This is a genomic window from Thalassotalea agariperforans (assembly GCF_053470345.1).
Window position 1 is genome coordinate 641,490 of record NZ_JBQMWH010000001.1, and the last position, 23,593, is coordinate 665,082.

Annotated in this window: 19 protein-coding genes; 14 read left to right on the top strand and 5 right to left on the bottom strand. The window is 37.4% G+C overall.

What is annotated here, in order from left to right; genetic code table 11:
* Nucleotide 1 precedes the first annotated feature (1 nt).
* A complete protein-coding gene (locus ACSLUO_RS02820) occupies nucleotides 2-727 on the bottom strand; it encodes an SDR family NAD(P)-dependent oxidoreductase (protein WP_448245995.1) in 726 nt (241 codons plus the stop codon).
* Nucleotides 728-886: 159 nt separating this feature from the next.
* On the opposite strand from ACSLUO_RS02820, the gene ACSLUO_RS02825 reads away from it, so the two are divergent.
* Both ACSLUO_RS02825 and prsT read left to right on the top strand, forming a co-directional pair.
* Nucleotides 887-1,360 (top strand): DUF3010 family protein, encoded by a 474-nt coding sequence (locus ACSLUO_RS02825; RefSeq protein WP_448245997.1) that lies wholly within the window; start codon nucleotides 887-889, stop codon nucleotides 1,358-1,360.
* A gap of 186 nt (nucleotides 1,361-1,546) precedes the next feature.
* Nucleotides 1,547-4,351, top strand: a complete 2,805-nt coding sequence (gene prsT, locus ACSLUO_RS02830) for an XrtA/PEP-CTERM system TPR-repeat protein PrsT (RefSeq protein ID WP_448245999.1) — start codon at nucleotides 1,547-1,549, stop codon at nucleotides 4,349-4,351.
* Nucleotides 4,352-5,042: 691 nt separating this feature from the next.
* On the opposite strand, the gene ACSLUO_RS02835 is transcribed toward prsT, so the two are convergent.
* From ACSLUO_RS02835 to rpsT, 3 genes are all read right to left on the bottom strand, one after another.
* Nucleotides 5,043-5,951: a PEP-CTERM sorting domain-containing protein gene (locus tag ACSLUO_RS02835; protein ID WP_448246001.1), complete on the bottom strand. Its 909-nt coding sequence runs from the start codon at nucleotides 5,949-5,951 to the stop codon at nucleotides 5,043-5,045.
* Nucleotides 5,952-6,132: 181 nt separating this feature from the next.
* Nucleotides 6,133-7,785, bottom strand: a complete 1,653-nt coding sequence (locus ACSLUO_RS02840; RefSeq protein WP_448246003.1) for a dipeptidyl-peptidase 3 family protein — start codon at nucleotides 7,783-7,785, stop codon at nucleotides 6,133-6,135.
* 305 nt (nucleotides 7,786-8,090) lie between these two features.
* Nucleotides 8,091-8,351: a 30S ribosomal protein S20 gene (gene rpsT, locus ACSLUO_RS02845; RefSeq protein ID WP_448246004.1), complete on the bottom strand. Its 261-nt coding sequence runs from the start codon at nucleotides 8,349-8,351 to the stop codon at nucleotides 8,091-8,093.
* A gap of 239 nt (nucleotides 8,352-8,590) precedes the next feature.
* On the opposite strand from rpsT, the gene murJ reads away from it, so the two are divergent.
* The 12 genes from murJ (at nucleotide 8,591) to ACSLUO_RS02905 (ending at nucleotide 22,916) form a co-directional block, all read left to right on the top strand.
* Nucleotides 8,591-10,177 (top strand): murein biosynthesis integral membrane protein MurJ, encoded by a 1,587-nt coding sequence (gene murJ, locus ACSLUO_RS02850; RefSeq protein ID WP_448246006.1) that lies wholly within the window; start codon nucleotides 8,591-8,593, stop codon nucleotides 10,175-10,177.
* Nucleotides 10,178-10,394: 217 nt separating this feature from the next.
* Nucleotides 10,395-11,321, top strand: a complete 927-nt coding sequence (gene ribF / locus ACSLUO_RS02855; protein WP_448246008.1) for a bifunctional riboflavin kinase/FAD synthetase — start codon at nucleotides 10,395-10,397, stop codon at nucleotides 11,319-11,321.
* A gap of 57 nt (nucleotides 11,322-11,378) precedes the next feature.
* Entirely contained in the window at nucleotides 11,379-14,228 is a 2,850-nt protein-coding gene (gene ileS / locus ACSLUO_RS02860; protein WP_448246010.1) for an isoleucine--tRNA ligase, read from the top strand.
* 74 nt (nucleotides 14,229-14,302) lie between these two features.
* A complete protein-coding gene (gene lspA / locus ACSLUO_RS02865) occupies nucleotides 14,303-14,803 on the top strand; it encodes a signal peptidase II (RefSeq protein ID WP_448246011.1) in 501 nt (166 codons plus the stop codon).
* Between the two features lie 39 nt (nucleotides 14,804-14,842).
* A complete protein-coding gene (fkpB, locus tag ACSLUO_RS02870; RefSeq protein WP_448246013.1) occupies nucleotides 14,843-15,277 on the top strand; it encodes an FKBP-type peptidyl-prolyl cis-trans isomerase in 435 nt (144 codons plus the stop codon).
* Between the two features lie 70 nt (nucleotides 15,278-15,347).
* Nucleotides 15,348-16,277 (top strand): 4-hydroxy-3-methylbut-2-enyl diphosphate reductase, encoded by a 930-nt coding sequence (ispH, locus tag ACSLUO_RS02875; RefSeq protein ID WP_448246015.1) that lies wholly within the window; start codon nucleotides 15,348-15,350, stop codon nucleotides 16,275-16,277.
* 311 nt (nucleotides 16,278-16,588) lie between these two features.
* A complete protein-coding gene (pilV, locus tag ACSLUO_RS02880) occupies nucleotides 16,589-17,137 on the top strand; it encodes a type IV pilus modification protein PilV (RefSeq protein ID WP_448246016.1) in 549 nt (182 codons plus the stop codon).
* A 108-nt stretch (nucleotides 17,138-17,245) separates the two neighbouring features.
* Nucleotides 17,246-18,130 (top strand): PilW family protein, encoded by an 885-nt coding sequence (locus ACSLUO_RS02885; RefSeq protein ID WP_448246018.1) that lies wholly within the window; start codon nucleotides 17,246-17,248, stop codon nucleotides 18,128-18,130.
* On the top strand, nucleotides 18,124-18,594 hold the full coding sequence (locus ACSLUO_RS02890; protein WP_448246019.1) for a PilX N-terminal domain-containing pilus assembly protein: 471 nt from the start codon (nucleotides 18,124-18,126) through the stop codon (nucleotides 18,592-18,594). Before ACSLUO_RS02885 ends, ACSLUO_RS02890 begins: the two co-directional genes overlap by 7 nt.
* 1 nt (nucleotide 18,595) lies before the next feature.
* Entirely contained in the window at nucleotides 18,596-22,186 is a 3,591-nt protein-coding gene (locus ACSLUO_RS02895) for a pilus assembly protein (protein ID WP_448246021.1), read from the top strand.
* Nucleotides 22,187-22,606, top strand: coding sequence for a type IV pilin protein (locus tag ACSLUO_RS02900; protein ID WP_448246023.1), 420 nt, complete (start codon nucleotides 22,187-22,189; stop codon nucleotides 22,604-22,606).
* A gap of 1 nt (nucleotide 22,607) precedes the next feature.
* Nucleotides 22,608-22,916 carry a TapY2 family type IVa secretion system protein gene (locus tag ACSLUO_RS02905; RefSeq protein WP_448246025.1) on the top strand — a complete coding sequence of 103 codons (309 nt, stop codon included), beginning with the start codon at nucleotides 22,608-22,610 and terminating at the stop codon, nucleotides 22,914-22,916.
* 116 nt (nucleotides 22,917-23,032) lie between these two features.
* On the opposite strand, the gene ACSLUO_RS02910 is transcribed toward ACSLUO_RS02905, so the two are convergent.
* On the bottom strand, nucleotides 23,033-23,587 hold the full coding sequence (locus ACSLUO_RS02910) for a GspH/FimT family pseudopilin (protein ID WP_448246026.1): 555 nt from the start codon (nucleotides 23,585-23,587) through the stop codon (nucleotides 23,033-23,035).
* Nucleotides 23,588-23,593: the final 6 nt, after the last annotated feature.

Here is a 23,593-nt window from a genome sequence, read left to right on the forward strand (position 1 = left end):
GCTACTGTGCAGTGTAGCCGCCGTCCATTACTTGTAAACTACCAGTAATAAACGACGCTTTGTCGCTTGCTAAAAATAGTGCAAAATCAGCCACTTCTTGAGGTTGCCCTAAACGGCCTAACGGTTGTAGTTGAGCTTCTTCTTGATGTACTGTTTGTTTATCAGCTCCTGATTTTTCACAGTAGTTATCAATTGCTTTGTGATATAACGGTGTTTCTATCGTACCAGGGCAAATAGCATTTGCACGAATATTACATTTAGCGTAATCAAGGGCTGTCGTTTTAGCCATAGAAGCTAATGCAGCTTTACTTAAGTTATAAGCAAAAGAGTTTTGTTTCGCGACCAGTGCCTGCTCTGATGAAATTAGTAAAATAACCCCTTGGTTATTGGCTTTCATTGAAGGTAATACCGCTTTAATTGCAGCATAAGCGCCTTTAACATTGAGATCAAAGACCTTATCAAATTCAGCTTCAGAGGTGTTTTCAATGGTTGCTGAAAAATGCATACCTGCGTTTGAAATTAACACATCAATAGCCGTATTTTGACAGAGTTGAGTAATTACTTTGGTTACTTCTTGTACTTTGCTGACATCACAAAAAATAAATTCACCAATATCACTTGGCTGTATATCTAAATTAAACACATGATAACCGTCAGCTATAAACGTTTTAACAATACTTAAACCAATACCTGAGCTACCGCCGGTGACAATACATGTTTTTTTCATAAGATTTCAAATTAAGAGAACTAGGCACGAAGTGTTTTAATCATACCGAGATATGTAGATGGTTTCATTAAATAACTTTATTGATTTTAATTAAGAGATAACAAGCAATTAGTTGAAAAGTTTTTTATAATTAGCACAATTTGTTTTTGAGGTATTACTATGAGAATTTGTGGGATTGAATTAAAAGGTAATGATGCTATTGTTTGTGTCATGTCATTAGAAAATGGTTTGTATGACTTACCTAAAATTAGGGTACCTAAATTAACCTTAGTAAATGCCAGTAACGCTGAAGAGATACGTAAGTTTCAGTTTGATTTTGCTAAATTAATGTCTGATTACAAAATCGAAAAAGTGGTTATTAAAGGCCGCGCATTAAAAGGTAAGTTTGCTGGTGGACCGGTCGGTTTCAAATTAGAAGCGGCGATTCAGTTAATTAGCGATTTAGAGGTGGAAATACTCTCGGCAAGTTTTATTAAATCAGCATTAGCAAAAAGCTTAGTTAATATTGATTTTCGTGATACTGGCTTGAAAAACTTTCAAGAAACTGCTTTTAGTACAGCTTTTGCTTATTTTGAAGGGCAGCGCTTTAAATCGTCAGATGACTCAGAAAAAGCAAGCCCGTATTCTGAATAATACGTTAGTTTAACATTATCTGCTTAGATCGCTTCTAATAAGTGCCGCTTGAAGTGGTGCTGGTTACTTATCTAGATATGCCATTGAAATAGCGACAAAGTAAGTGTTAATAAAATATTCGAGTTATTTTGACTATCTATGTTAAGGTTCGTTTTTGAGTTGTAAGTTATTAAAAAGGTTATTATTGTGCTTTCAGGTTTAAATAAAAAATCACTGATTACGTTGTTGTTTTCCGGTTTAATAACCGTACAGAGTTATGCTGATGAAAACCATTATGAATTAGCGTTAAAAGCCTATCAGCAAAAAGATGTTAACACCGCTGAAATTCATTTAAAAAATGCTTTAAAAGAAAATACTAAAAACTTACCTGCCAAGTTATTACTTGCTGAAGTGTACATTGATAAAAGTTCACCTCATTTAGCGGAGCAAGAGTTAAACAATGCGTTATTGCAAGGCGCTGATTTTAACTTAGTGGTTGAGCCATTAGCGCGTAGTTTATTATTTCAAGGGAAATATGAGCAGATCATTATGTTAGATGCTGATCAAACGCTTAACCAGCGTAGTCAGCTTAACTTTGATTTAGTGAAAGCAAAGGCTTACCTTGCAACGGATGATATTGGAAAAGCACAAGAGATTTACCAATCAATTATTGGGTTAATGCCTAATAATATTAAGGCAAATATTGGACTGGCAAATTTATACTTGGATGATAACGCTTATAGTAAAGCCGAAGCTATTATTAATAACATTGAAGCGGTTGCTCAAAAGAATATTGAATTTTTGCAAGTTAAAGGCCGTTTATTGTTAATGTTAGGGGAATTAAAGCCCGCATTAGTTTTATTTGAACAAGCGAATTTAGCTGAACCGAACAATATTAAAACATTAAAATATATTGTTAATACGCATATTGCGTTAAAAAAATTTAACAAAGCTGAAAAATTAATTGATACCATTTTAACCTTAGCGCCCAAAGACCCACATGCACAATTTTTGAAAAGTTCAATTTTACGTGATCTCGATAAAGTGGTGTTATCTGAGCAAGTGCTAATGCAGCTAAGTACACAATTAGCGGCGATTGATAGTCAGTTTATGGTTAGCCAACCACAGTTGCAGTTACTTGATGCTATGACCAGTTACGCTCAAGGTAATTGGGAACAAGCAAGAAATAAATTAAAAAGCTACCTTGATAATGAGCCGGATGATGTTAGTGCCGCGGTTTTATTAGCAGATGTTTATATGCGTCAAGAGCAAGGTCGAGATGCGTTAAAGTTATTAAGTGAATATGAAGCACAACTGATGTTTAATAAAGAATACGCTATTATTCTTGCAGGTTTGTATATTCAGTTTAATAAAAGTTTTAAAGCGGAACCTTATTTAACGTCACTTAATCAACAATATCCGAATGACACCAGTATTCTTATTTTAATGGCGCAGGTTCTCTCTGAAAGAGAACAAACCGAGCAAGCCTATCAATTATTAAAAAATGCTCAAGTTGAGCATAACGCACTGTTTCTTGAAACGCTTGCCGCAGTCACTTTAAAACTAGGCAAGCTTGAGGAAAGCCAAACCTATGTTTCTAAAATTATTGAAATGGCGCCTGAAAATGTCAGTTATCAATTATTACATGCTCAGACGTTACTACAACAAGGCAATGTAACTAAAGCGAATGAACTTATTACCAAGCTCTATAATTCGCAACTTGATAATGCTGACGTTCAATTTAACTATGGTTTATTACAGCAAATATTAGGGAAAAATAATGAAGCCAGAAAGGTATTTCGAGCGCTTGTTACCGATCACCCAGAGCACAGTGAAGCATGGTTAAAATTAGCTGGATTAGAATACCAATTAGGTGATACTGCCGCTGCTATTCATATTTTAGATCAACAGAAAAAAAATAGTAAAACTAAAACCTTAGCGACATACCAGTTGGCCGAACTGTATTATCGAGAAAGGGAGTTTGATAAAAGCCTTTCGTTGATCAGTAGTTATTTATTGAGCAATCGTTTAGATACCTATGCTGGTGAAATTAAAGCGAAAAACTTGATTGCTTTAGAACGTAATGAAGCGGCCAAATTACAATTATCACAGCTATTTGGGTTTTGGCTTGAAGATGCCGATAAGCTTTTAAACTTAAGTCGTTTACAAATACAAGTAAAAGATTATGAAGGCGCTGAAAAGTCACTGGCATTAGCACTTAAATTAAAACCGAATACGTTGCCTATTTTTATTGATACTATCAAATTGAAATTAAGGCAGGAAAAACTAGTTGAAGCGGAAAGTTTAATCCGTGACGCTGAACGATCTGGTTTTAAAAATGATATTTACATCAACATTTTAAAAGGCGATGTTGCACGAGCCAAGAATAACCTAGGCTCTGCTTATAGTCTTTATGCTAAAGCGCTGAAACAAGATGAAAACAATGTTATCGCTTTATTTAAACTAGCGCAGATTAGTCATACGAAGCAATTATCACAACAATTTATTCCATTTCTAACTTCTGTTGTTAATAACAACCCTGATGCAGGGTTAATACGTAAAACATTAGCAGAGCATTTATTAACTCATAAACATTGGGAACAAGCGTTATTTCAATATCAGGTGTTATTAACTAAGCCTTTACCGACGGATCAACGAGCGATAGCACTCAATAATGTGGCGGTAATTTATATTGAGCAACAAGAATATTCGTTGGCGGTATCGTTTGCCAAACAAGCGGTTTCAGTGACTAATACTATTCCTGGCTTGATTGATACGCTAGGTTGGGCATTAACCCTCTCTGGCGAGCTTAATGAAGGTTTATCTTATTTACGACAAGCGTACACCATGGCTTCATCAAGTATTGAAGTACAATATCACTTAGCTTACGCTTTAGCGAAATTAGGTCGTACCGAAGAAGCAGTTGAATATTTGGAATTTATTGTGATTTCACCTGCGAAAATTGTTGAAGTTGAACTCGCTAAACAGTTGTTAGCAGAATTAACCAATTAAGCATAAACGTACATCGTTAACCGATATAAAATCACTAAGTTAACTAACGCGTTATTTCTACAAATAAATGAAAGGTGTTTATTTCCCAAAAGGGCGGTAAACACCTTTTTTGTTTCTTTCTCTTTCTAGCGTAAAGCAATGCTCAGTAGCAGTATCAAAGTTTTTAGCTGGGCTATTTACCCTAAAATTTATGTTAATAATCCTAAGAAGCCCAAATAACCTGAACTCGGGATAACAACTTGCTTTCTAGCAGCTGTTTTTCCTTATTACTGCGTTAAATTTAATTGCAATACGCCCCCATGGATGGGGAAGGTAGAGCGACGTTTGAACCAAAGCCGAGGCTCGCTATTGGCGCTTAAATTTGCCTTGTACTAAGAAAAAACATCAAAATATATGTATTTCATATAGTTAGCTAATTTCTTATCCCTAGTTCAGGTTAAATAGAAAATAAGGTGAATTCGCTAGCCGATTACTTAGCCATGGCTACATGGCTAAGTATACAAATAAAAGTAAAGATTAACGTCAAATGCTTGCAGACCAGCAAGCACAGTGCTTTAAACTATTCTTGTAACTTGTAACTTGTAACTTGTAACTTGTAACTTGTAACCCTCAGCATGCGCTAAATTTTAAGCATAAAAAAACCGCAATTAAGCGGTTTTTTACCTAGTTAAATATTAACTAAGTTAAGTGTTTAAACTGATTTTTTTCGATTTAACATTAAACCAAATAGAGCAGAAGCAAACACTAATAAAGTGGTTGGTTCTGGAACGTGATTAATCGCTAATTTGTAATCTTCTACTTCGCCTTGATGGTAATAACCAGTAGGTAAAAAGATATTGTTGTTTCGATCAGAGTGAGTCAGAGAGTTTTCACAAATGATACGAGCACGTAACCATACATCTTCGATTGCCGCATCATATGGGATTTGTTTAATTACTCTAACATTAGTGATAGTTACATCACTATTTCTAATGCTGTTGTGAACACCACCATTGACTAATGAATCGTTGTTGTAACCACCACCTTGATTACCTGATGTATTACCAGCAGCGAAGCTATCAGCAACTTTGTACCATTTTTCATCAATTAAGGTTTCAGAACCATCATTTTCGAAAATACCATTACCGTTCCAATCAACCCAAGCTTTTAATTGATCAAATTGATGGTTACCTTCAACTGAACGCTGGACAACAAATTTAAATTCTACAGTTTGACCTTGAGCTAATTCATCTCTACCCCAACTTGACCAAGTACCGTCAGTGTTCTTTACACGCCAGCGTACACCATTATCTCCTTGGTCTTTTGCTTTTTGGCTTGTTTCTGCATTCCAACCCCTGTTTTCACTAATCGTATCATTAGTCGTACCAGAGTCGCCTTGTAAATCAATACGATTTACAACTTTATTGTCATCTTTGGTAGTTGCTCTACCTAATTGTTGCCAAGCATTAGTGTCATGACAAGCTTCGCCATAGCCAGTAGCGTCGCCATAATCGTAACTTCCGCCGGTATTACAACTTTTTACAGTACCAGCGTATGAGATATTACTAACACTTAGTAGTGTTATACCTACAACGAATAATTTTTTAATAGTTAATTTCACATTAAACCCCTGCTACAGCTTATTTCAGCATTTCTATTATATTGTGCATAATAAAGCACTAATTATGCCATGTAAAAACTTTATTTTAAAAAACATTTAAAAATAGTAGCTTAGCGATTTTATAATGATTTATATTAATTATTGATTATCAAAGTGTAAAAATATTAGACACTGGTTAACCTTATAAATTTAAATAGTTTTTACCCTGCTTAAAGGTGATGTCAACAGGGATTTTTGCCACTGTTAAACGTTCAAGATCAGCCGTTAATATCTCATCAATTTTACCTTTATCTTTAACTAACTTTGTCACTTGTTCGTAATCACCATCACCTTGTAGGGTTAAAATGAGTTTTGACAATGACTCTATAGCTGATTGCATTTTGGTTATATTAACTTGGTATAAACCTTGTTCATTGCGAGTAAAAGCGCCTTGTTCTTGAAAATAATTAAATCGCACCATATTAGCTTGACCATGTGCCGAACTTGCGCCAAACCTTACCGAGCGAAAAATACCCGCGAGGAAGGTGGTGTAATATTCTTCAATACTGCCTTCAGTTAGCACACCTTGCTTGATAAGTTGTGAGATCATATAAAGCCCTAAAACATCAGCTTTACCTTCTTCTAAGGCGGATGCTTGCTCTTTTAATGCTTCTCTAACCGTACCCTTGTTGTTGATCGTATGTTTGATACCTAAGCCATGAGCAATTTCATGAAACATGGTATTAGCAAAAAAGGCGTTAAAGTTAATAAACTTTCGTTGCTCTGGCACAATTAATTGCTCTGTGATTGGCATTAATATATGGTCAAATTTTGCTTGCATGGCATTTTTTAATTGTAAGCGGCGGGTACCTTTGGCTAATTGTACTTCTTCATCATTGGGTAAATTTATCGCAATGGTTTTACTGCCTGCATTAGCATGGCCTGCGTAATAAAGTGCATCGTAGGCGTTTAAATCGGCATTCAATCCAGGCACTTCTTGTTTGTATTTTTTACTTACAGGTAATGACTTTTGTAGGCTAGGTAAATACTGTACGTATTTAGCTAATTTTTCACTCCAGCTTTTATCTTTGAGTAATACGTAAGCTTCAAAGCCAGCGCGATAGCCAAATAACTGGTCTTCGTAGGTTTCTATTGGGCCAATCACGACATCAATTAGATTGTTTTTCATGCTCATCCAGGCCATATCTGAGGCAAAATAATCATCGCTGGTTAAGGCTTTTGCCCGTAATGATAAATAATCAGCAAATTCGCTATCATCGGCGAGTAGGGAAGCTTCTTCTAATATTGCCGCAGCTCGCTGTAATTCATCGCTATATATTTCTGAATAATCAATACTGTAGAGTTGGCCGTTATCATCGCGCTTGATCAGTGAATATAAGCCTTGTTTGTCGGTTAATTCAGCTTGTTCAAATGCTTGTTTATTAAGATCAGCTGGATAAAATTGAGCGCCTAAAGGTTTTTCATCAAAATTAGTTAAAAAGGGCTTATTACCATTTAAGCGATCCCAAGGACCATAATTAATTTGTGCAAAGGCTTTAGCTTGTGGTGATTTAATACTATCGAGGAAAGTTTTTTTGTCTTGATGAAATGCTTGTTGCCAAAAAAGATCATCCATAATTTTAGCGGCTTCAATTAAGCGGGCAATTAACTTTTTTTGATTGTTAGATAACTGGCTTAAATCTGCCGTCAGGATGACTTCTTGATAAATATCTAAACGATGCTCTGCTGTTGGGATCAACTCTGGAGAGGGGCTTTGTGTGGTTAACTGTTTATTACATGCTGTTAATGTTAATAGTGAAATGAGTGCTGTAATAGTAAAGCATTTAATATTCATATTATCCCCTAAATGTTGATGCAGAAAAGCTTAGGGAAAATTGTCACTAAAGGCAATGGTTATACCAATTTAATTAAATTTTTGCCCACTTATGCGGGTTAAAATATTCCATGGCTGCGTTGCTTTCAATCCCAATAGATAGCTATTGCTCAATTAAGCGCCTTGCCATGACTTATTCTCCTACGCACAACAAGATCACAAACTTAATGGAATTGGTATTATCTCTTGTATTTGATGGGAATTCGGTAGTTATAAAAAAACCGGCAAAAGCCGGTTTTTTAATTAGATATAAAATCTTTTAAAGATTAAAGCGCTTTGATCGCAGCGTTTAAACGACTTTTGCTACGAGCAGCTTTATTCTTGTGAATAATGCCTTTAGCTGCGTAACGATCTAAAATTGGTGTTGCCGCAGCTAATTCAGTAGTAGCTGTCGCTTTATCACCGGCTTCGATTGCAGCGATAACTTTTTTAACTAAAGTACGCATCATTGAACGACGGCTTGCATTGTGTTGACGACGCTTTTCTGATTGAACTGCGCGTTTCTTAGCTTGCTTTGAATTAGCCAAGGTTAACTCCTAAAAGTGGTAAAAATAAGCTTAAATTTAAGGCGACGAAATATGCCTGTTTTACGACGGTTTGTCAAATCATTTACCTATTATTTTCTAATAAAAATGAATTTATTGAGATAAATTGATGAATTAATCGATTGTCTGCCGACATAAAGGTTGAGCACGTATTACCTTTCGCGGCATAATAACATGATATTCCACTCTATTATTCTATCTAATCAATAACTGGACCTCTCTTGAGTAAAAAATTAATTAAATCAGGTTTAATTGTTACCCTTATGACATTTATTTCTCGTGTGCTTGGTTTAGTACGAGATGTGGTTATTGCTAATATTATGGGAGCAGGGGCAGCTTCAGATGTTTTTTTCTTTGCGAATAAAATCCCTAATTTTTTACGACGTTTATTTGCTGAAGGGGCGTTTGCCCAAGCGTTTGTCCCAGTATTAAGTGAATATAAACATCAAGATGAAATTGATGGTACGGGGTTAGATCAAACCCGTTTGTTGATTGCGCAAGTTGCTGGCACTTTGGGAGTATTAGTTACTTTAATGACCTTAATTGGCATGATTGCTTCGCCTATATTTGTCATGCTTTTTGGTTTTGGTTGGTTTGTCGATTGGTTAAATGATGGCCCTGCGGCTGAAAAATTTGATTTGGCAGCGAGCCTATTAAAAATTACCTTTCCTTATTTATGGTTTGTTTCATTAACGGCACTTGCTGGCGCGGCCTTAAATACCTTAGGTAAATTTGGCGCTTCGTCATTTACACCAGTATTACTTAATGTTTGTATTATTTTAATGGCTATTTATGGCGCGGATAGTTTTGAAAACCCCGCCTATGCTTTAGCTTGGGGCGTGTTTTTAGGTGGTTTAGCGCAGTTTCTTTTTCAAATACCTTTTTTAATTAAAGCCAATGTTTTAGTTAAACCTAAATGGGCATGGCATGCGCCGGGAGTGACCAAAATTCGCACCCTGATTGTGCCTGCTTTATTTGGGGTATCGGTTACACAAATTAATTTGTTACTTGATACCTTAATTGCCAGCTTTTTAGTGACAGGGTCGATCAGTTGGTTGTATTACGCTGATCGTTTGTTGGAATTTCCCCTTGGTATTTTTGGGATTGGCATTGCCACGGTTATTTTACCGAGCTTATCAAAACTGCATAGTCAAAAAAGTAGTCAAGCATTTGATAATACCTTAGATTGGGCGATTAAAATTGTCTGCTTTTTTGGTTTACCAGCTTTAGCTGGCTTAATGGTGTTAGCACAACCGATTATCATGGTGTTGTTTATGCGCGGTGAATTTGATGCTAGTGAAGTTACCCAAGTGTCTTATGCACTGTTTGCTTATTTGTCGGGTTTAATGAGCTTTATGTTTATTAAGGTGTTGGCACCGGGCTATTATTCTCGTCAAGACACCAAAACACCGGTAAAAATCGGGATTATTGCGATGGTTTCAAATATGGCATTTAATTTAATGTTAGCGCCATTTTTTGGCTATGTTGGTTTAGCTATCGCAACAACAATGTCGGCGACCTTAAATGCCTTTATGTTATATCGAGGCTTAAAGCAATTAGGGGTTTACACCATGTCACCTGAAGCTAAAGCGGCGATTGTTAAATTGGTTATTTCGGCAATGGTAATGGCTGGCGTTGTTTGGACCATGTCACCAAGTTTTGAACAATGGTTAAGTTTTAGTTTTTTTGAAAGTGTTTGGCGATTAACTTGGTATATTTGTGCGGGTGTGATTTCATTTTTTGCTTTTGCATTTTTAAGTGGTATACGGCCAAATGACTTAAAAGTTAAAACGGTGATTAAGCCATAAATTTAGTAACTCAATCAGGTTCATTTTATTGCTTATTTTACCGTTAAAGTTCAATTTATCAGCAATTAGCTAGAAATTTTCGCTAAATTGTTTATCGTTGCTGATTCTTCTTTGTGAGTAATATATAATCCGTCGGTTTTTTATCCGACATTATTCATTACTTCGGTGACGAATATGTTAATTTTTATCGTTTTTATAATGCAGGGTTAGTTAGTTCATGCAGCTTATTAGAGGTATCCAAAATATACAACCAGCCGATCACGGTTGTGTATTAACAATTGGTAACTTCGATGGCGTGCATTTAGGCCATAAACGCGTGTTAGAAGCGCTAGTTGAACAAGCTAAACAGTTGGATACAGTTGCTGCCGTGATGGTGTTTGAACCGCAGCCGCAAGAAATGTTCGCAAAAGAAAATTCGCCAGCACGTTTAACGCGTTTACGTGACAAATATAATTTATTAAAAAAGCTGGGTGTACAGCGGTTAATTTGCGTTAATTTTAATGAAGAATTTGCCAGTTTATCGGCGGAAACCTTTATTGAGCAGCTGTTAGTGAAAAAGCTGGGCATTAAACATTTGATCATTGGTGATGATTTTCGTTTTGGACAATATCGCACCGGTGATTTTTCCATGTTAAATGATTATGGTCAGCGCTTTAACTTTGCGGTTACCGACACCCAAAGCTATAAAATGGCGGAATGCCGCATCAGTAGCACTGAAATCAGAAAAGCTTTAGAAGAAGATGACTTAACCACCGCCGAAGCTATGTTAGGTCGACCCTATGCAATAACCGGTCGGGTCATCCACGGTGAAAAAAATGGTCGTAAGTTTGGTTTTCCAACCGCCAATGTTTTATTAAAACGTTTGGTGTCACCGGTTGCCGGTGTATATGCGGTTAGTGTTATGATTAACCAAAAGCAGCATTATGGTGTTGCTAATATTGGCTGTCGACCGACCTTAAATGGTATTAGGCAGCAATTAGAAGTACATATTTTTGACTTTAATCAAAACCTCTATGGTCAACAGATTGAAGTGACTATGTTGAAAAAGATCCGAGCTGAAAAGAAGTTTGAATCAATTGATGCATTAATAAACCAGATACAAAAAGATAGTGAGCAAGCTCGATTATTTATTAATAAACGCTAGATGTTTGCCATAAATAGTTAAGCCACCAATGAATAACCTTAACGGACAATGATTGAAATGAGTGATTACAAACATACGTTGAATTTGCCAGATACGACATTTGCGATGAAAGGCAATATGGCGAATCGTGAACCACAAATGTTAAAAACGTGGGCGGAAAAAGATCTTTACGGCAAAATTAGAGCCGCTAAAAAAGGTAAAAAATCGTTCATTTTGCATGACGGCCCTCCGTACGCAAATGGTGATATTCATATTGGTCACGCCGTTAATAAAATTCTTAAAGATATTATTGTTAAGTCAAAAACCTTATCTGACTTTAATGCCCCTTATGTGCCTGGTTGGGATTGCCACGGTTTACCGATTGAATTAATGGTCGAGAAAAAAGTAGGCAAGCCTGGTCATAAAGTATCGGCTAGTGTTTTTCGTGAAAAATGTCGTGAATATGCGGCTAAACAAGTCAATGGTCAACGTGAAGATTTTAAGCGTTTAGGTGTTTTTGCTGATTGGGAAAAACCATATCGTACTATGGATTTTGACACTGAAGCTAATATCATCCGCTCATTAGGAAAAATTGCTGAAAACGGCCATTTACATCAAGGCTTTAAACCTGTGCATTGGTGTACGGATTGTGGTTCATCGTTAGCTGAAGCTGAAGTTGAATACAAAGACAAACAATCACCGGCCATTGATGTGAAATTTACCGCTATTGATGAAAGTATTGCTGATAAATTTGATCATCCAGAGAATCACCAAGGTGAAGGGGCGATTTCTGCCGTTATCTGGACAACTACACCTTGGACATTACCTGCTAACCGTGGTGTTGCTGTCCATGCTGAGGTTGAATATACCTTAGTACAATGTGAAACCTTAATTGATGGTAAGCAAAGCAAAGAACGTCTTATTTTAGCGTCTGATTTAGTCACCTCATGTATGGATCGTTTTGGTATTACTAAATACCATGCCTTAGGTTTTTGTAAAGGTGCTGATTTAGACTTAGTACAATTACAACATCCATTTTATGATTTTACCGTACCAATGATCTTAGGTGAGCATGTCACAACTGACTCTGGTACTGGCTGTGTTCATACCGCGCCAGGTCATGGTGTTGACGATTTTGTTGTTGGTAAACTTTATAATTTAGAAGTAGCAAATCCCGTTGGTGCCAATGGTGTCTACTTAGAAGGTACAGAACTATTTGCTGGCCAACATGTTTTTAAAGCGAATGCGAATGTTGTTGAAATATTAAAAGAGCAAGGCAAGTTAGTTCATCACCATGCCTTAGAGCATTCTTATCCACATTGCTGGCGTCATAAAACGCCATTAATTTTCCGTGCGACACCGCAGTGGTTTATCAGCATGGACAATAAAGGTTTACGTAAAGATTCATTGAGCGAAATCGAAAAAACCCAGTGGATACCAGATTGGGGTCAACGTCGTATTGAGTCTATGGTTGAAGGTCGTCCTGATTGGTGTATTTCACGCCAACGTACATGGGGTGTACCTATGGCGTTATTTATTCATCAAGATACCGGCGCTTTGCATCCACGTAGTATTGAATTAATTGAAGAAGTAGCCCAACGTGTTGAAAAGTCAGGTATTCAAGCTTGGTTTGATCTTGAAGCACAAGAACTTATTGGTGATGATGCCAAAGAATACATCAAGGTACCTGATACCTTAGATGTTTGGTTTGACTCAGGTACTACCCATTATTCAGTGGTTGGTGCGCGTGAAGAATTTGATGGTATTGCCGACTTATATCTTGAAGGCTCAGATCAACATCGAGGTTGGTTTATGTCGTCAATGATGTCATCGGTGGCGATGAATGGTAAAGCACCTTACAAACAAGTGTTAACGCATGGTTTTGTGGTTGATGCCAAAGGGCATAAAATGTCTAAGTCGTTAGGCAATGTCATCACACCAAAAGAAATCACCAATAGCTTAGGTGCTGATATTCTGCGTTTATGGACAGCGTCAGTAAACTACACGCAAGAAATTACCGCAGGCGATGAAATTTTCAAACGCCAAGCTGATGCTTATCGTCGTATTCGTAATACTTCGCGCTTTTTATTAGCGAACATTAATGGTTTTGAACCAGCAAAACATCAAGTTGCCTTTGATGATTTAATTGCGTTAGATAAATGGATTGTTGGCCGCGCGGCACAATTACAGCAAGAAATTATTGCCGCTTACGATGAATATGAATTTCACTTAGTGGTTCATAAGTTAATGAACTTTTGTACTACCGAATTAGGTGGCTTTTATTTAGATATTATTAAAGATCGCCAGTACACAGCGAAAGATGACAGCGTTGCTCGTCGTTCATGTCAAACAGCAATGTACATTATTGCTGAAGCTATGACTCGTTGGATGGCGCCAATTTTATCTTTTACTGCGCAAGAAATTTGGCAAGCATTGCCAGTGCCAGCACAAGGTGAGCGTGATGAGTTTGTCTTCACTGATGTGTGGTTTGACGGTTTAAATGAGATTACGCAAGGTAGCGACTTAAATAATGATTTTTGGGCGCAATTATTAACTGTGCGTACCGAAGTGAATAAAGCGTTAGAAATAGCCCGTAAAGAAAAACAAGTGGGTAAAGCACTTGAAGCGCAAGTCACCTTGTTTGCCACCGAGTCAATTGCGGCACCGTTAACGACCTTAGGTGAAGAATTACGCTTTGTGCTTATTACCTCAGCGGCTAAGGTTGAAGTAGTTACCAGTGCACCAGCTGATGCCCAAGCGACAGAAATTGAAGGCTTATGGCTTAAAGTTGCACCAGCAAACGGTACTAAATGTGATAGATGTTGGCATGTTACCGAAGATGTTGGCGCAAGTGAAACACATCCATTATTGTGTGGTCGTTGTATTACCAATGTTGATGGTGACGGTGAAACACGTCAATTTGCTTAATTAAATAAGTCTCAAATCAGTGCTAATAATGTGATGTTATTGGCACTTGTTGTTTAAATAAAGATGAAAAATTAATGAAAATTAACTTTAAAGAATCAGGTTTAGTTTGGTTGTGGATAACGGTTATTTTTTTGATCCTCGATCAGATTACTAAACAGTGGGTTGCACAAACCTTTGATTATCGTGAAAGTTTAGCGGTAATGCCTTTTTTCAACCTGACCTATGTCCATAATCCTGGAGCAGCCTTTAGCTTTTTAGCAGATCAACCGGGTTGGCAGCGTTGGTTTTTTACTGCAATTGCCAGTATTGCTAGCATTGTCTTTTTTGTGTGGATGGCTAAAACCCCAAAACAAAATAAAATATTAGGGATTGGTTTTGCTCTGATGTTAAGTGGTGCCTTAGGCAATTTAATTGACCGTGTCTTGTTTGGCTATGTGATCGATTTTTTAGATTTTTATGTTGGCAATGCTCATTGGCCAGCCTTTAATGTTGCCGATAGTGCCATATTTGTTGGCGCAGCTTTAATGATTATTGATTCATTCAAAGCTGAAAAACTAAAAAAAGCCGAAAATTAATCAACTAACTTTTGCTATTGTTTACCTAAAGAGAACCTCATGACTAAAATTATTGCAGCCAACTCAACAATTATTGCGCACATCACGATGAAATTAGCTGATGGCTCAGCGGCTGATAGCACCAAAGTTAATAATAAACCCGCTAAAATTATTATGGGCGACAATAGCATTTCTCCTGCTTTTGAACAGGCGCTACTAGGTGCAGAGCAGGGACAAACGAAAGAGTTTACACTGGCGGCAAAAGATGCCTTTGGTGAAACGAATCCTGATAATATTCATTATGTTGATGCTGATAAATTTTCATCAGAAGCGCCGGCAAAAGTAGGTAACATTATTACCTTTACGCAACCTGGCGGCATTGAACTGCCTGGGATGATCAAAGAAGTATCAGGCACATCAGTAACCGTTGATTTTAATCACCCGCTTGCAGGGCAAGATGTGACTTTTGTTATAGATATTGTCGATATTGAATAATTAAGGTTATTAGTAGTAATAAAGTAACGCATCATTCACATGTAAATACACGTAAAAATAGAGAACAAACATGGACATTATATTAGCGAATCCAAGAGGTTTTTGTGCTGGCGTAGACCGAGCAATCAGCATAGTTGATCGCGCCCTTGATTTATTTGACGCGCCAATTTATGTTCGTCATGAAGTGGTTCATAATAAGTTTGTAGTTAATGGCTTAAAAGATCGCGGCGCAGTATTTGTTGATGAGTTACACGAAGTACCAGACGATTGTACCGTTATTTTTAGTGCGCATGGTGTCTCAAAAGCGGTACGAAACCAAGCGAAACAACGTGGTTTAAAAGTATTTGATGCCACTTGTCCATTAGTAACTAAAGTTCATATGGAAGTATCACGCGCTAGCCGAAAAAATATTGAATGTATTTTAATTGGCCATGCGGGTCATCCTGAAGTTGAAGGCACCATGGGGCAATATGAAAGTACGGAAGGTGGTATTTATTTAGTTGAGTCTGCTGCCGATGTTGCTTCTTTAACTGTTAAAAATCCTGATGAGCTATATTTTTGTAGTCAAACCACTTTATCAGTTGATGACACCAGTGATGTTATTGATGCCCTACAAGTTAAGTTCCCAAAGATTCAAGGCCCTCGTAAAGATGATATTTGTTATGCGACACAAAATCGCCAAGATGCTGTTCGTGCAATTGCAGCTCAGGTTGATTTGTTATTAGTAGTAGGAGCTAAAAATAGTTCAAACTCTAATCGTTTACGAGAACTAGCTGATAAAATGGGTACTACCTCATATTTAATTGACACCGCTGAAGATATTCAGCCATCTTGGCTTGAAGGTGTTGAACGTATTGGTGTTACAGCCGGTGCATCAGCCCCTGAAGTATTAGTAAAACAGGTTATTGAACAATTAAAAAGTCAAGGTGGTCAAGAAGTTGTTGAGCATCCGGGTCGCGAAGAGAATATAGTATTTGCAGTACCAATTGAATTAAGATAATCTTAAATTGCTGGATTTTTAACCGAGTGTAACATCCAGTCATTTAAATTATTATATGTAGTCATTAAATTTAAAAGGATATTGACTAGCGTATCAAAGGATTAAGGTTATGAAAATGTTGTTCACTTATGTGATATTTTGTACCTACCAAGATTTTTTCAGAGAATGTTTTTCAAGAACATTCTCTTCTCCTAGTTTTGTGTTTAATTTTCGCTTTCTTTTTTTCAGCGAGAGTGTTTATTTAAAAGACAATAGTTATACTTCTTCTCATCAACTTTCCAGCACGTTATATCTTCCTAACGAGGTCGTTTATGCGTAAACAGTCCGGTTTAACCTTTATCGAAGTTTTAGTGTCATTGGTCATCTTAGCCACTGGCATTCTTGGCGCTGTAGCTATGCAAGCTAGTGCTAAAAAAGGCAGTTTTGATGCTATGCAACGTTCCATTGCTTCGGCATATGCTCAGGATATCATTGAACGTATTAGAAGCAATGCGTCTGATGAAGCTACACTTGACAGCTATCAGGGCACTTATGGTAACGATAGTTTAGATGCACCAGCTCCTCGTTGTAATTCTATTGGTTCGTTATGTACATCGGCACAGATGCGAGCTAATGATTTATATGAATGGGAACGCCGATTAATGGGAGCTGATGTCACTGAAGGTAGCAACTTAAAAGGAGGGTTAATTGATGCTCAAGGTTGTATTGAACATAAAGACAATTCTATTACTGTTGTTATAGCTTGGCAGGGCAGAGTATCAACCAAAGATTCGGCTGATTCTGAAAATAATCTTAGTAAGAGTTGTGGTACTGGTGGGGATAAGCGGCGACAAATCATTGTTAATGCTTTTGTATTTTAAGGTAGTTAAATGAGAATTAAACAAGCTGGTTTTAGCATCATTGAGATATTTGTTTCTTTGGTTGTTGGGTTATTCTTATTAGCTGGCGTGATGGCAACGTTTGTGTCTATGAGAACAACAACTACAGAAACAACTACTTTCGGGGAATTACAAGAAAATGGTCGATTTGCTATTAGTGTTATCACTGATGATCTATTAAGACAAAATTTTTGGGGCGGCTTGTCTGGTAATTTAACTTTTTCGGGGCTGACGAATGTGCCCGCAGTATTAGCGAGTGATTGTGCCGGAGAAGGTATAAATAATAATACGTTTCCTCAACCAGTAGGACATTTTAGGGCAATATGGGGAGATACATTAACTTCAGCGAATGCTTTGGGATGCATTACTGATGCTAAAACTAATAGTGATATCATACAAATTAAACGAGTTATTTCCAGTGAATCAACAGCAGCGCAAGTGGATGACGAACGTTATTATTTGCTCACTAATATGAATGCTGGTGAAATTTTTGCTGGTGATGCCGCTATACCGACAATGGACTACGGTACGATATGGGAATATCAGCACCATATATATTACATTAAAGAATACACGCAAGGTAATATTACCGTTCCTGCCTTAATGTTGGGCAGATTGAGAAATCAAAAATCTCCCCCTATTTTCTTTGACCCTATTGTTGATGGTATAGAAAGAATACATTTTGATTATGGTGTCGATACCACAGGAGATGGTGTTGTTAATGCCTTTATTCCTGCTGAAGATATGCCTGCTACTTATTGGGATAATGAAAATAACGCTAAAATTTTAGCGGTCACAGTTTATGTCTTGGTTAGATCTATTTTACCTGATCACGATTACGAAAATAAAAACACTTATCAGATGGGAAAACACAGTGTCAATTTTCTCTCAGATGATGGTTCTGGTGATAACTATCGGAGATTGTTATTTACGTCTACAATTTCTTTATATAATGCGAGGATTGAATCATGGTAAAGGTTAAATCTCAGCAAGGAGTTGTGCTTGTTGTAGCATTGGTTTTTTTAATTGCGTTAACAGCTGTTGCCGCTGCATTAATGCAAAATAGTACAACTGACATAAGAATGTCTGGTGCAACCGAAGAAAAAGTAACAGCGATACAAGAAGCGGTCAGCTCTACAGATGAAGTGATATATGATCAAATCAATCAATCGGACGGCGATAATGCTTTTGCTAAACATATTAATGCCTTCCCGTTGACAAAATCGGTAAGTGCAAAAGATACAGATGCAGTTATTTCAGTGGCGACTCCTAATACTCTTGAAACTGGTTGTCCCCATACTAAGTCAGCTTCATCTATTCAGGTTTTTACATGTAACGTTTTAAGCATTCAGGTTACCCGGAAATATGGTCGCAAGACGCAAAACCAAATTTCTGTTAATGCAGGGATAGCTCAGCAGTTGCTTAACGTAGGAGGATAAAATGAACAGGTTCTTACTAGGCGTTATACTGTTGCTTACTCAAGCACAGTTATGGGCAGAAGATATTGAGCTATACGTAGGCAATACGGCTCAGAGAATTGGCAATAAACCTCAAGTTCTGATTATTTTTGATAATTCAGGCAGTATGAATACCTATGAAGAGGTCACAGCCCCTTATGATCCAAATATTACCTACCCAGCTATTGGCTCATTAAATTCTTTATCGGATAAGTTTGTCTATTTTACTAAAGGCACCGGTGTAGATAATACCAGTGCACCCACACCTGATAGCCCAAGTGAATCTCGCCGTTTTCTTGACTCAATCAATAGTTGTCAAATTGCGCGTGAACGTTTAGCTACTGTAGGTTTTTATACCGGTCATATCCGAGAATATGCTTTCCAAGGCAACTCAGGCAGCTGGCAAGAAATACCTGATAATAATGGCGCTAATATCGAAGTAATTGATTGTTGGGATGATGTTAGATTACAAAATCCAAATAATGCTGGTATTCAAAAGAAAAATGGCACACTGCAAGATTTACCTGACGGCTATCCGATTGATGGTGAGGGAACTAAAAAAAATCCGGTGTATTATACCTCGGATGTGTCTCAGTCAAATACTGCATTAGGTACAGGTGAAGTAGTTACTCTGTACAGTGATAATTATTTACGCTGGTATAAGAGCGAAACGATTGAGACAGTTAACCGAACTCGCCTGGATATTGCCAAAGATACAGTTACTAATTTGATAGAATCAGCGCCTTCTGTTGATTTTGGTTTACAAGTTTTTAATTACGATTACCCCAATGAGGGAGACCGAGATGGTGGCAGGATTGTTTTTGGTATTCAAGAATCTACGGCTACGGCAAGAGCAGAGTTAGTCGAAATTATTGATTTAGAAATTGATGGTGAAACCAATACCCCACTTTGTGAAAGCTTATACGAAGCGATGCGATATCTTGGAGGTAAAAGTGTTTTATATGGTAATGACGACTCAAACTATGGCGGTGGTTATAAAGGCAATACCCCGCCTAGGGATACTTCCATTGAAAGCTCGGGAAATTATATTTCACCTTATTCAGGTTGTAGCAACGAGGTTTACATTATTTTGATCACCGATGGTGTGCCCACTTTAGATAAAAATGCAGATAGTTCAATAAAAGCATTATCAGGCATGGGCTCGCCTATGAAGGTAAATGGCACAAATAATTATTTAGCGGCGTTAGCTGAATGGATGCATAACAATGATTTAAATACTTCGATGGAAGGTGTGCAAACATCAACTTTCTTTACTATTGGTTTTAGTGAAGGTGCTGCTGATGCTGCACCGTTATTAACGAAAGCAGCCCAAGGTGGTGGCGGGAAATATTATCCTGCTAAAGACTCGGTATCACTTTTAACGGCATTACAGTCAGCCTTAGTTGAAATTTTACGGGTAAATGCCAGCTTTACTTCACCTTCCATTGCTTCTAATAACTTTGATAGAACAGAAACTTTAGATTCGGTTTATTACGCAATGTTTTTACCTGACCGCGGTCCAAGATGGCATGGTAATTTGAAAAAACTACGTTTATCTGATGGTAAACAGGTTGATAGAAATGGTGTTTTAGCTATTGATAATAAGGGTAATATTACGGCATCGGCAAAAACATTTTGGTCAACATCAGGGACGCCTGATGGTGATGATGTCCGTGAAGGTGGTGTAGCGGCAATGCTACGTAAAAAAACTAACCGTAAACTGGTCAGTGATATCGGAACCAATGGTGCTCTAACAACATTTAATAAATCCAATGCCTCAAGTTATTTCTCTGGTGATAGTGAGCTTGCCGCTTATATGGGAGTCAGTGAGCTGGAACTTGAAACCTCTTTCAAGTGGGCACAAGGAATTGATATTGATGATGCAGATAATGACTTGAATATTCTGGAAAATCGTTATGATATCTTTGGTGATCCATTACACTCAAAACCTTTGATTGTTAATTATGGCGGTAGTGCTGATAACCAAGATATCCGTATTATTGTTGGCACAAATGCGGGTGCGTTACATATGTTTAAAGATTCAGGCGCGACAGTTGATGAATCTTGGGCATTTATGCCACGTGAATTTTTTCCTAATATCGACAGTTTAAGAAAAAATTACGCGAGCTCAGATAAAGTCTATGGTATAGATGGCTCTGCAACAGTATATGTTTTAGATACTGATGGTAATGGTAGTATTGAAGCTGTTAACGGTGATAAAGCTTGGTTATTTATTGGCTCAAGACGTGGTGGCAGTTCATATTATGGTTTAGATATTAGCTACCCTGATAACCCTAAATTATTGTGGCATATTAATTCTAATACAACAGGGTTTTCTGAACTTGGCCAATCATGGTCTAAGCCTAAGATTGGCTATTCTAAGCTCAATTTAAGTGACAGTGGTGCTAAGCCGGTGTTATTTTTTGGCGGTGGTTATGATATCTCGAAAGATACCGCCGGTGTTGGCGCGGATGATACGGTTGGCAGAGCCGTATATATGGTGGATGCTGAATCAGGTAATTTAGTTTGGAGTCTTTCCCCTGCTGCCAACTCAGCAACTAATACGCAAAATACTAATTTAAAAGACAGTATACCCGCGAATATTGCGATCATGGATAGTGACTCAGATGGTCTTATTGATCGCTTATATGTTTCGGATACTGGGGCAAATGTTTGGCGTGTTGATATGCCAGGAAGTGATCCGCAAAGCACAACAACTCCTTGGACCAGCTTTAAGGTAGCATCTCTTGGTGGTAATACTAACGCAACTGACCGACGCTTTTTTAGTGAGCCGAATATCGCTCGAGCAATTATTACTGATACTGTTTCAACAATAGTTGAAAATGGTGACGGTACATCAACAACGACGGTTAGCCGATATGATCGTCCTTATGAAGCTATTTTAATTGGCAGTGGCGATCGCTCAACTCCTGGAGCGACCGATACAACAGACAAGTTTTATATGTTAAAAGACCCTAATATTATAACTAAATCTTTTATTGGTGATGATATTCCATCGGTGATCACAGAAACTAATTTATATGATTTTACTAATAATCCGTACGGTACAGCGACAACCACTCAGGCTAAAGAAACCCTTGATCTTGCTGTTAGTCAAAAGTCAGGCTGGTTTATCGATTTAACCGGAAGTGGCGAAAAAAGTGTCTCGGCAGCAACCGCAATTGCTGGTGTTGCTTATTTTAATTCTTTTACCCCTGCAGCTAGCATCAACAATAATCAATGTATTTTAAATGCGGGGGCAGGTAGATTATATGCTGTTGATTTAGCTCAAGGCTCTAATGTTTATAATTGGAGATATTTAGATATTGGCGATAGAGTGCCTGATACACCAACGGTAGTCATTCCACCAGAACCACCAACAGAAGATACCAATGAAGATGGTATTATAGATGAAAATGATCAATCAAATCCTGGTAAATTATTATTTGTTGGTGTGGGTGATGGTACAGGCGGGGGCACAGTCACACTTTGTGAAGCTCAAAACTGTGATCTAGTAGAAGGGATAAAATTAGAAACAATGCGAACCCATTTGTACGTTGAAGAGGCAAAATAAATGTATAAGAAAAGTGTCTATGGTATGACCTTGATTGAATTGATGATAACAGTTGCTATCATCGGTATTTTAGCATCAATAGCATATCCGTCTTATACCGATTTTGTTGTGCGCTCAAATCGATCTGAGGCGCAGCGCGAACTAATGCGTATTGCAAATATGCAAGAACAATATTATGTCGATAATCGCACTTACACTAATAATATGACCTTATTAGGTGAAAGTGCCGATCCGTTTATTACCGAGTCAGGAAACTATAGCATCGATGTCAAAGAGTCGACAGTAACTAACAGCTTTACCTTACAAGCTAAAGCATTAGGCACACAAGCGACGAATGATCCTAATTGTAAGCTCCTTGAAATTAATGAGCTTGGTAAAAAATCGCCTTCACCTTCAACATCAACCTGTTGGGAGAATTAGAATGAAACGCGTAAAATTATTGCTAGTACTGAGTTTGTCATTATTGATAAACATGCCTGTTTTCGCTGACGAAAATTCCATGGTGGAAATGAAATGTCATGTTCAATTACTCGGCGGTATTGAGCACATGTATTTTGCTAAATTGCCATTAAGCAAGGCGGATAAACTAACCAAACAGTTAATTGGCCGAACTATAACAGCGAATAACGGGAATAAAGATAAAATCTATAAAGTGATTGAGTGTGTTAAATTAGACTCTGCATTTAAAGGGGTTACCTCGAAACAATTAGATGAAAAAACAGTTCGTTAATATTATAACTTAGTGCTCTTGATGAGAAAGAGCACTGATTAACTTCAAGCACTCGGTATAAAAGTTAGCTAAGTTTCATATTTATCGACACTACTGTCGCCAATAAACTTAATTGTTTAACTACACGTTATTTCGCTACCGCTACGTGTTTCTTCTTTACCATCGTTATCAATATCACTTGAGGTATAAGCTCTGCCTGAACGATAAACAATCACACCACGGCTTAAATCGGCATTATCTTTGGGGCAATAGCTAAAGGTGCCGTTAGCGAAGCCGGTTAAACGGCCATTTGCTTCGTATGTAACTTTATTACGAGGGAATTGTAACTTATCATCACTATTAATCGCTTCTTTAATTTTAATCAATTGCTCATTACTACCCGGTTCATAGTTACCGTCAGCGTCAAAATCAATAAAAGCAGATAACTCGTTGCCCCATGAGGTACTACAAACATTACTGCTGTTTAACGGGCAAACTGTAACCGGTGCTTCAGAGGCTATAGCGGCGTTACGAGCCGACAACAGGATGCGATAAACCTGTGATACTTGATTATCCACCCGCATTTTAACTAAAAATTCCGATAAATTAGGTAATGCTATTGAAGTGATAATTCCCATAATGGCAATTGAAATTAGTAGCTCAAATAAGGTAAATCCTTGTGTTTTTTTCATAAAAAC

Excerpts from the sequence above, each read along its gene's own strand:
- ACSLUO_RS02900 (WP_448246023.1), top strand. The coding sequence starts at position 22,187 with ATGTATAAGAAAAGTGTCTATGGTATGACCTTGATTGAATTGATGATA.
- ACSLUO_RS02895 (WP_448246021.1), top strand. The coding sequence starts at position 18,596 with ATGAACAGGTTCTTACTAGGCGTTATACTGTTGCTTACTCAAGCACAG.
- ACSLUO_RS02910 (WP_448246026.1), bottom strand. The coding sequence starts at position 23,587 with ATGAAAAAAACACAAGGATTTACCTTATTTGAGCTACTAATTTCAATT.
- ribF (WP_448246008.1), top strand. The coding sequence starts at position 10,395 with ATGCAGCTTATTAGAGGTATCCAAAATATACAACCAGCCGATCACGGT.
- ileS (WP_448246010.1), top strand. The coding sequence starts at position 11,379 with ATGAGTGATTACAAACATACGTTGAATTTGCCAGATACGACATTTGCG.
- ACSLUO_RS02885 (WP_448246018.1), top strand. The coding sequence starts at position 17,246 with ATGAGAACAACAACTACAGAAACAACTACTTTCGGGGAATTACAAGAA.
- ACSLUO_RS02820 (WP_448245995.1), bottom strand. The coding sequence starts at position 727 with ATGAAAAAAACATGTATTGTCACCGGCGGTAGCTCAGGTATTGGTTTA.
- ACSLUO_RS02905 (WP_448246025.1), top strand. The coding sequence starts at position 22,608 with ATGAAACGCGTAAAATTATTGCTAGTACTGAGTTTGTCATTATTGATA.
- ACSLUO_RS02890 (WP_448246019.1), top strand. The coding sequence starts at position 18,124 with ATGGTAAAGGTTAAATCTCAGCAAGGAGTTGTGCTTGTTGTAGCATTG.
- ACSLUO_RS02825 (WP_448245997.1), top strand. The coding sequence starts at position 887 with ATGAGAATTTGTGGGATTGAATTAAAAGGTAATGATGCTATTGTTTGT.
- fkpB (WP_448246013.1), top strand. The coding sequence starts at position 14,843 with ATGACTAAAATTATTGCAGCCAACTCAACAATTATTGCGCACATCACG.
- ACSLUO_RS02840 (WP_448246003.1), bottom strand. The coding sequence starts at position 7,785 with ATGAATATTAAATGCTTTACTATTACAGCACTCATTTCACTATTAACA.
- pilV (WP_448246016.1), top strand. The coding sequence starts at position 16,589 with ATGCGTAAACAGTCCGGTTTAACCTTTATCGAAGTTTTAGTGTCATTG.
- ispH (WP_448246015.1), top strand. The coding sequence starts at position 15,348 with ATGGACATTATATTAGCGAATCCAAGAGGTTTTTGTGCTGGCGTAGAC.
- lspA (WP_448246011.1), top strand. The coding sequence starts at position 14,303 with ATGAAAATTAACTTTAAAGAATCAGGTTTAGTTTGGTTGTGGATAACG.